Source organism: Endozoicomonas sp. ONNA2, assembly GCF_024606365.1.
Taxonomy (GTDB): domain Bacteria; phylum Pseudomonadota; class Gammaproteobacteria; order Pseudomonadales; family Endozoicomonadaceae; genus Endozoicomonas.
The window spans coordinates 1-5,352 of the sequence record NZ_JAHHPO010000261.1; the positions used below are offsets into that span (position 1 = coordinate 1).

4 protein-coding genes are annotated in these 5,352 nt (G+C 49.4%); 1 reads left to right on the forward strand and 3 read right to left on the reverse strand.

Annotated features, from left to right (window positions below; translation table 11 throughout):
• Window positions 1-175 precede the first annotated feature (175 nt).
• Window positions 176-811 (forward strand): CoA pyrophosphatase, encoded by a 636-nt coding sequence (locus tag KDK14_RS04630; protein ID WP_257263849.1) that lies wholly within the window; start codon window positions 176-178, stop codon window positions 809-811.
• On the opposite strand, the gene KDK14_RS04635 is transcribed toward KDK14_RS04630, so the two are convergent.
• The 3 genes from KDK14_RS04635 to KDK14_RS04645 form a co-directional block, all read right to left on the reverse strand.
• A complete protein-coding gene (locus KDK14_RS04635; RefSeq protein ID WP_257263850.1) occupies window positions 787-3,921 on the reverse strand; it encodes a cytochrome c peroxidase in 3,135 nt (1,044 codons plus the stop codon). The genes KDK14_RS04630 and KDK14_RS04635 overlap by 25 nt on opposite strands.
• 76 nt (window positions 3,922-3,997) lie before the next feature.
• Window positions 3,998-4,567, reverse strand: a complete 570-nt coding sequence (locus KDK14_RS04640) for a chalcone isomerase family protein (protein WP_257263851.1) — start codon at window positions 4,565-4,567, stop codon at window positions 3,998-4,000.
• A gap of 273 nt (window positions 4,568-4,840) precedes the next feature.
• Window positions 4,841-5,242 carry a hypothetical protein gene (locus tag KDK14_RS04645; protein ID WP_257263852.1) on the reverse strand — a complete coding sequence of 134 codons (402 nt, stop codon included), beginning with the start codon at window positions 5,240-5,242 and terminating at the stop codon, window positions 4,841-4,843.
• Window positions 5,243-5,352: the final 110 nt, after the last annotated feature.

Genomic DNA, 5,352 nt, shown 5'->3' on the forward strand with positions numbered 1-5,352 from the left:
CCTGAGCTACGGACTGTGAAACAGAAACGTTCTTGAGCGATCAAGAACCCTCGCCCGCCAGGGCGGGGAGTGTCAGAGGCACGAAATATTAATAAACCCCGAGAACACTGGATAAATCCGCCTGAGCTACTTATGATAAATTCAAGTCCCTTGCAAGGATGCCTCTAAAGTCACCATGATGTTGCACCAGGTAGAAGAACGGCTGCAAAACCACCAGCCCAGAACAATAGATGCCCAACTGCCAGAAGCTGCAGTCCTGATACCCATTACCAATGCATCGGAACCGGAGCTGGTGTTTACCCGGCGAGCCCCCCATATGAACACGCACAGCGGCGAGGTGGCGTTTCCGGGCGGCAAGCGGGACTTGTCCGACAGAGACCTGATCCATACGGCATTAAGGGAATCCTTTGAGGAGATTGCCCTCCCTCCAGAGGCGGTAAGAATCATTGGCCAGACCGGCTCGGTGGTCTCACGCTTTGGTCTGGAGGTCACCCCTATTGTCGGGATTATGGAAGCAGATACGCCACTCAGGGCCAATATGGCAGAGCTGGATCGTATTTTCAAAGTCCCGTTAAGCTACTTTCTGGACAAGGACAACCTGACGTTCAACCACTGGAAACTACGCAATCAGGACTACATGATGCCATCCTTCTACTACGGGGAGTATCTGATCTGGGGGCTGACTGCGGTGATGTTGGTGGAGTTCCTGAATATTACCCTGGATGCCGACATCTTACTGAACGCTCCCCACTTCAACAGCCATTTCCCCCGGGCAAAAGGCATGTTTCAGTCTTGTTCTATGGACGGATGATAAATAACCAGTCGTTGATTTTTGTCCGGTGTGGTTATTATTGTTGATTGCCGGTCAGGTGCAGGCCACTCAATCACCAATTTTTCAATCTTTCTATCCCGCCCCAGACCAAAGTGAGACTGCCTGGGGTTGGCCGATACGTAGTTGTTCTCAAAACGCATTTCCCGGTACTGTATCCCCTGATCAGTATGAAGATAGAGTTTTGCCCCCAACGCCTCGGTGTTGCCAGGTAACCCTACCAGCTTTACCGATAGCCAGTCATTGTTGTCCGTATTGTTGTTGCGATAGAACGTTGGCATGCCTTCCCAGTTGCTGATGACAATATCAATATCACCATCTTGCTGATAATCGAAACAGACAATGCCACGGCCATCATTAACCCCGGTTAAGCCCCAGGCAGCAGACTCGTCTGAAAATGTCATACCACCCTGGTTAATAAACAGCCTTGGTCTGGAGTTATGAAATGCATCATGGCTTTGCAAAAACTGAAGGTTCTGCTGTTTCTCCAGCCCGGAATTAAAAACAGCAGTTTCTGGCAAGGCGCCATAACCGGTGGCATGAAAAATATCCAGCAAACCATCATTATTGAAATCAGCAGCACAACTGCCCCAGCCCCAGCCCCCGTTTTGCAAACCTGTTTTTTCGGTCGATTCCCGGACGTTAAAATTGCCGATATTTTCATAGAGGCGGTTTCCGGTATATTTCTCTCGCCCTGAGCCGTAAATACTACTCTCAAACCAATCCATGTCACCATCATTGTCAAAATCGGCGATGGCTGCCCCCATGCCAAAACTGCCATTAATGACATTGATATCCGTGATATCTGTTAAGCCTTCAGAGGTTGACTGCCAGAGTTGCGAAGTAAAAAAATCCGCTGTCAACAACACATCCGGGGTACCATTATTATCAAAATCGACCATATTGGGGGTAAAGGTAAAATCACTATCGCCAAACAACGGCAGCTCATGATGCTGGTGTATCACGCCATCCCCACGCAATAATTCTCCATAGCTGTGCCTCAGACCGGGATAGGCGATCCCCTCCGGCCGCAGGTTACGATAGCCATGATTACGCCAGACCTGTGGCTGTCGCGCAGACTTGTAGGTACGCCAGAAAGCCATCACCATGTCCAGGCGCCCATCCTGATCAAGATCACCAAAACTGGCGTTTAACGTCGGACCCTGAACATTGCTCAGCACCATGGATGATGGCGATTCGACCATATTGAAAATAATCTGGGGAAAATGACTGCCACTGTTGCCGAGAAAGAGGTCGGGCTTGTAGTCACCATCAATATCCGCCACCAGCGGAGTAATGGCACCCGTTGTGTTGATATCGGGAAACTCCAGCATCGCTTTTCGGAACCCACCGGATGGCTGCTGATAGTAAACGATGACATTTCCCTGATTATCATTAAAAATCAAATCATCCAGGCAATTGTTATCAATATCAAAGGCCGACACGCCAGACCAGTTCATGATATCCATTAACCATCCGGGCTTGACCAGACCAATAACCCGCTGATGGTCCAGACCGCTGGACTGAGTGATATTTGTGAATGGCGTGGCAACGGCAGCAGCCGATTGCACAGCTGCAGCGTTTCTTGCACAGTTATAAACGAGAGGTGATGCAACCACCCGTTCACCTGATAATTCTGGCGCTTGAACCAAAGGCGGCAGCGATTGCTTTACACCCCCTGTTTTTTCCAGCCCCGTAATAATAGGCTGCCGATCAACCAGATAATCTATACACTGACGTTTATTCACACAGGAGTCTGTCAATGTTTTAAGAAAAGCAATTAATGCCTCGATCTGGGACGGTTTCAATTGGTAAGGCAACCGTCGGTAATTCGGGTCTTGCATGGCGATACTGCGGATAGTCCGAACGATTGATGACTTATTTTTTCTATCATCCATCTGGAGGAATTGCCAATGCAGCGTATGAGCCTCTATAACCTGGTAAAGTGACCCTGCTGAGCCATTATGAAAATAAGGCCCGGTCAAAGCAACATTAAGCAGACTTGGGGTACGGAACGAATAGGGCATCTTCTTGAAATTGAAATTTTTACGTCCATAGTCCAGACCACGCCCATTGGCTCCCCGTCCGTAAGGCGCAACACCAATATTATAAAACTGCTCATCAGACAGATTATTGCCACTGTGGCACTCTGCGCAACCGGCACCACGGCGAACCTGTGGCGTAAAAAAGAGCTTCAGCCCCTCTTTTTCCAGCGGCGTCAAATCACCCTCACCTTTTACGTAACGAAAAAAAGCGTTGTCGATAAACACCAGGTGCCCCTGAAACCTGGATAAGGCCTCGGTAATCCGGTCGATATGGATTATCTCTTTGCAGCTGGCTGCTTCAGCAAAAGCCTGACGGAAAACGCTGCACCACTCGGGATTAGACTGCAGTCGTTGCATGATAACTTCATAGAGTTCATGGTGATTGTAGTGCGCATCTTGCAAGCCCTTCATTTCAAAGGGAGAGACCATCGGTAGCCGGGCCTGTGCCTGCAACAGGGTTTTCTCCTCATAGCATTCTGGTCGCAGATTGGAATAGCCATTGCCAAGACGCACCAGCCGTCCATTACGACCAACTGCACAAGAAGGTGAGGTAATATCAGCTTGCGGTAATTCTTCCTGAAGATACTGCAACCGCCCGTCCCAGAATAAATTCTCCCTGTACAACGAAGCGTTAAATACGGTCGGTGAGTTTCTCGGGATCAGCAGCTCTTCGTATTGGTCCGGATATAAACCTTTCAGGGCATCCAGCCGCTTTTGCCCGAACAGCGTGTGGTCGTTGACGATCACACCGACGGGCAGTGCCAGACCATCACCGCCAGCGGTTTGGGGATGATGGCAACTGGCACAGGACACGGCGCCACTGAGGCTTAAATCGGGACTGAAAAATAATTTTTTTCCTAACTTTACCACCGGTGAGGTAAACGGCTCGACAGGTGTATCGGGCTCAGGAGTGCCGGTGATCTGATGGGACCGGAGCAGCTTCTGGATCGATGCGTCTGAGATATCCGTTAAAACGTCCGCATCGACAAACCCGGAGAGCCCAAAAAAGACCACACCAAGATAAAAGAAAACGGTTTTATTGTTCATGGCAAATAAACTAATGAATCATTCATTAGCTATCATCGACAGAGCAATCAGTAACTTTTGAATGTGCGTTTACGGCTTATCGCCCGATCAGCTGCTGCCGCAGTTCCGGGTAGGCGGTACTGTCGGAAAGCCAGATATCCATAAAGGTTCTGGCCAGCTGTACATCGTCAACCTTGCCCAGAAAATAGCGACCAAAATAAAAACGGCCACCGGATGCCGACAGCACAAACACCAGACGGTCACCGGCACGAACGCCCTTCCATATTTTGCTGAGTTGCTGAATCCAGCGCTTTCTGTTCTCCCGGGAAACCCCGAGGTGAGCCCACTGCTGGTCTGTGGCCGCAAGTAACCGTTTTTTACTGATCTTTCTTCGATAGTCGATAACCAGAGCCACATCGGAGGCAGCGGGGTCAGCAACGTCATAAAGGCCAGAGGGCGTTTTCAACTGAGCATCATAAATATCCCAGAAACCCCATTTCAATGTTGCATGTCCAACCGCCCGCCACAGCTCCCAGACCGGATAATCCTGTTTAGTCCCGGCATTCTGGGCGAAACTCTGTATGGAAAACAGGGGTATTAAAAAAGCCAGCAGGATAGAAACGTGGAACTGACTCAGAGTGTAGAACCTGACTCCATTTTTTTTCATGGCGAACCCTTTGCCTTATTATCTATAGCTATTATCAGGCTATACGGATAAATTCACCAAAAGGGTTCGGCAAATATACTCTAATATTCTCGCACCACCTGTTCTCGCTTGTGCTTTGCCGCTCTGAGGAAGTTTTGCCCAGTCGACCGAGTTCCTGCGCTCCCTCACAAAATCCATTAGAGCGACAAAGTCCAGGGCCTTGGCATCCTGCGTCGCCCTGACTCCCACATGTGGTCGTGCGCGAGATTCAGGGCAGTTTATGAAATATCCGGGCTAATTTATCTTCTTGAAGGGCGATTCTTCATAAGGTGGTTCTGTCAGAATAATAGAGGGAAGAGAAAAAAGCACCGTGGTTTTTCCAGGCTGATTCGCTACCGGCAAACGATTGGGGCTGTCGTCACTTGACACCGATATATTCCGGCACCGGAGGCATACATCTTCAGCCACGAAACCCGTGCAAGCGAGACACGTGCCCGCTGCGAAACCTCCACCGACTGTTTTCAAAAGACCAGTGCCTGTACACAACTTGACCAGATACCCGGATATTCCACCACCCACACCTGCAGCGCAGATAACACCAGCTTTCAACGCCGCATTTTCAATAGTTTCCTGCCGCGCTGGCGTTATTTCCGGACACGCACGCCGGATACTTTCCATACAGCCTGTTGCATTCATAGTGCTCTACCTTGCTCATGATTATTTACCCAGACTATGACAACAGTGTTTGAAAAAGGTTTCTCATTCTTTCAGAAAAAAAGTATTTTTCCCGGCCAATGAACAAGGAG

Coding starts and splice junctions, on each gene's coding strand:
- KDK14_RS04640 (WP_257263851.1), bottom strand. CDS start 4,567: ATGAAAAAAAATGGAGTCAGGTTCTACACTCTGAGTCAGTTCCACGTT.
- KDK14_RS04635 (WP_257263850.1), bottom strand. CDS start 3,921: ATGAACAATAAAACCGTTTTCTTTTATCTTGGTGTGGTCTTTTTTGGG.
- KDK14_RS04645 (WP_257263852.1), bottom strand. CDS start 5,242: ATGAATGCAACAGGCTGTATGGAAAGTATCCGGCGTGCGTGTCCGGAA.
- KDK14_RS04630 (WP_257263849.1), top strand. CDS start 176: ATGATGTTGCACCAGGTAGAAGAACGGCTGCAAAACCACCAGCCCAGA.